The organism is Okeania sp. SIO2B9, assembly GCF_010672505.1.
GTDB classification, from domain to species: Bacteria; Cyanobacteriota; Cyanobacteriia; order Cyanobacteriales; family Microcoleaceae; genus Okeania; species Okeania hirsuta.
Map to the genome: position 1 here is coordinate 1 of NZ_JAAHGK010000717.1, position 3,989 is coordinate 3,989.

3 protein-coding genes are annotated in these 3,989 nt (G+C 36.7%); all 3 read right to left on the reverse strand.

Features of this window, described 5'->3' with window-relative positions; all coding sequences use genetic code 11:
* Nucleotides 1-391: 391 nt before the first annotated feature.
* A complete protein-coding gene (locus F6K13_RS22170) occupies nt 392-1,720 on the reverse strand; it encodes a cytochrome P450 (protein WP_287288396.1) in 1,329 nt (442 codons plus the stop codon).
* Nucleotides 1,721-2,160: 440 nt separating this feature from the next.
* Nucleotides 2,161-3,381 (reverse strand): ScyD/ScyE family protein, encoded by a 1,221-nt coding sequence (locus F6K13_RS22175; protein WP_161564292.1) that lies wholly within the window; start codon nt 3,379-3,381, stop codon nt 2,161-2,163.
* A gap of 224 nt (nt 3,382-3,605) precedes the next feature.
* Nucleotides 3,606-3,989, reverse strand: a 384-nt coding sequence (locus F6K13_RS22180) for a hypothetical protein (protein WP_287288395.1), incomplete at its 5' end; no start/stop codon positions are given.

Genomic DNA, 3,989 nt, shown 5'->3' on the forward strand with positions numbered 1-3,989 from the left:
GTTAGAAGAAATTCTGTTTGAGCGTTGTCAAGTTCTTTTAACACAGCAATTTGCAATCAAGGCTATAACCCAGTACCATTGGTGGCCGAAAATTCAGGTTTAATTACTCCGATGCTACCGGATTTGATATAATTACTCCGATGCTACCGGATTTGATATCACTACTAAAAATAATTATCATTCTCATCAAAACCGTCAAATTTTGACAGAGTGGATATCCTTTAAATCCTGATCATACAATAGTTTTGAAGGGCTTGTCACCCCGTGAGCAAACGATGCTACCGGACATGATATGAGCCTTTATCTAGCAATAGTTTAGAGCTGCTTGTCACCCCGTGAGCTTTTAAACCCTTATCCCACAATACCTTTGAGGTACTCACCCCATGAGCATTCACACACTTTGCTGATGCACTACCGTCATTTTTACACCTCTTGTTGGTGATAAGCCAAAGCCTCTTCTTTTTAATTTTTCAGGTTTTTGTTCCTTTAACATTAATTGATGTTGAGAGAGAATGGTAGCAATCACTAACTTCATTTCAAATTGTGCTAATACTTCTCCTATACAACGACGACTACCACCACCAAAAGGAATGAATTGGAAAGGACTATATTTACGTTCTAAAAATCGCTCTGGTATAAATTGTTCATGATTAGGATAAATATCTTCGCGGTGATGAGTTAAATATATACAACCAAAAATAATATCTCTTGGCTTAATCGTATATCCTGAAATATTAACGACCTCTTGAGCCATCCTTGGAAAGGTTGTCATGGCAGCAGGACAAATCCTAAGAGTTTCATTGCAAACAGCAGTGAGATAAGGCAAACGAAAAACTTCCATTGAAGTAGCTGTAGAAGAAAGTGTATTTAATTCTGCTAGCAATTTTTCCAGCACTTGTGGAGTACGATGAAGCCAGTATAAAGCCCAAGCCATGGATGAAGCAGTTGTTTCATGTCCAGCAATTAATAAAGTTATTAATTCATCTCGTAATTCTTTTTCTGTCATTGCTTGTCCATCTTCGTATCTTGCCGACATTAAGAGAGACAATACATCAGAGTGTTTAAAATTGGGACGATCGCGACGGTAATTGATTTCAGCATAGATGAGGTTATTTATTTCTTCTCGTATACGGATAAACTTTCCCCAGGGACTCCAGTTTCCCCAGTCTTTTTGTAAGGAAGGAAAAAAGAATAAAGAAGAAGTGAAAGGAGAAGCAAAAATCTCAGTAAACTTTTTCAGTAGTGCTATTAGTTTTTGATAGCGTTCTCCTTCAATAATTCCAAAAACTGCTTGCGCTATCACTTTTAATGAGATCTCTTGCATAATTTCCGTAGCTAAAAATGGATGGTTAATAGGTAAATTTTTCATCACATCTTCAGTAATCCGCCGAATTAATATTCCATATGCTTCGAGACGTTCTCCATGAAAGGATGGCATTATTAACTGACGACGTTGGCGATGGATATCGCCTTCTGTTGTAACTAGAGCATTATTTCCAACGAATTGTTCAAAAACAATAGCATTTAAGTTTCCAGGAGCAGTAAATTCTTTTCGATCATGAGTAAAAATATACTCTAATATTTTCGGATCGATAACAAACAAGGTATCACCATCACCTATAGGAAGAGGTTTAGCAATAAAAATATCAGGAAAACTCTTGATGTTTGCTTCCAGATAATCAACAGGGTTTAGGAACCATTGTAAAGTTTGTAAGATGATGGGCCTTTCTCACAAGGAATATTTCTAACTAAGTTATCTGTTACACTCATTTTTCAAAATAAAAAACTAAAAATCGGCATTTGTGATTTTGGCTGTGATTTTCTGGAAATGGTGATTACCTAAATCCTAATTAAAAAGCATTTTATATTTTACAAATTTAGATTTCATAGCTTGATTCAGCAACGCCGATGAATCAAGGGATGAATCTTTTGGAGTCAGGTAAACTCAATCTTTATAATTTCTCTTTCTCCAAGCCTACAATTCATCCCGCATATGCAACGCCTGATTCATCAACGCCTAAAAATCAATCTACTATTGTACGCTTATCAAAACTTTAGAGTATGTGTAATTAATTTTGAATAACTACTTATCTATTTACTAAAGTGATAAAATTTTGTACCCCATTAACTCCGAAACTGCTGTAATCGCAGATTGTCAAATCAGGTTTGAAGAGGTTTCCTGTTTATTTTACTTCTCCTAGAGTAACGAAAGAGAGCTATATTAATCCCAAAAATTAATAGACCCAATATCGAACTACTTTCAGGGACTGGAGTTGCTTCATTAGTAGACTTGAACCTAATGATTTCTCCTAATTCAGAGAAAGGGCCATTATTGGCAACATAGATAGCATTATCAGCTCCAACTGTGATGGCAGTTGGCAAGATTAATTGATCGCCACCAATGTTTCTTCTGGTTCCATCAGAGCTTATCTGAATAAGAGCACCAACAGGATTACCTGTCAATAGAGATTGAGCTGCATATTCTAAAACATACAAATTTCCTTGGTTATCAAAAGCAAGATCGATAATTTGTGTAAAGCCTTCAAGATAAACCTCTGGTTCATTACCAGGGACAACGCGGAATATACGAGCACCATCGTCTGGAAAAGGAAAACCAGTAAGCTCACCGACGTAGAAAGCGCCATCTGGGCCATTAGTAATTGAAGTTGGTACAGATTGTACGGGAATTTCTAATCCTGAGAAAGGATTAATTGCAATTATCTCTTCAAATACTGCTTCTAATGCAGTTTCATTCTCGCTAAGGTCAACACTAAGTAAATCATTTGCTCCTGCATCAATAATAAAAGCAATATTATCCTCAATCAAAAGACTGTAGGGATTACTAATAATATCAGTTTGGTCTGGATTATTGAGAAGTTCATAGTTTGATAGATCGGAAAGTTTTGTCCAAGTTCCTTGATTGAAATCCAGACTAATCAAAGAGCCAAAATCAGGAACTCCTACTATAGGATCGCGATTAGCTGGATTGGTAGCAAAACCAACAACAACATAGCCTAAACCATTTGAATCGAAAGCTATATCATTAGCTCCATTTGCTTCACTTCCATCAGGTAATGCTAAAGAAGGTAAACCAGTAATTACTTGCTCTTGCACTCCATCTTTAATTCTGGTGATAGCACTTGTTGGACCATAACATATCTCTGCTCCTTGTACACTCGGAGATGGAACACAAGGTCCTGGTCCACCTTTACCTGCCTCTGTAACATAGAGTGCATCGTCTGGACCAAAAGCTAGACCTGATGGATTATCCAGACCACTAGCAAATATACTACTTGTAAACGTTATTGATTGTGCTGCTTCTGGAAAACCTAGCATTACGAATAATGAGGTAGCAGCAGTTATTGATATTTTTTTCAACATTCTTAATTCACCTAGAAAAATCGGGAAGCTTGGAAACCTCGGTATTTTAATCAGAGTCATAAAAGCAACACGAGCGACTTTAGTTGCTGTTTCCTTACAGACCGGGGATTATTCCCAAATACCCCTAACTGGAGTAACTTTTGCCTTTGGGATAGGGGAACAGTCTACTTATATAAGTAAGAGTTCTTGACTTTTTTGACTAGTTTTTACAGTTTATAACTGTACTAAATTTTATCGAGAAAATCAAGACATTTTTGTAGCTTTTCAGATAGTGTTGGAAGATTAGTGTCACTTAACATTGTTGTCCTATCACCTGGAACCCATATAACTTCAACTGGTTCAGTTGAAAAGTTATTCCAGTCATAAGACCAATCTTTGATTTCTTCAGCGTTTAGATCCCTCGCTGATTGAGGAATATCTTGCATCCCCCGAAATAGAGTAATGCGATCTGAATAAGTTTCCTGAGGGTTATACCTTAAAAGAGCTATGAGGTTTCCCCTACGGACTTCCATTAAACCTTTTGCCATTAAACGGTTAGCAACAGGGTCTAGTAGTGTAAATGTATTTGTGTTGGCTATCAAATTATCCAATTGTTCATCTAGACTACA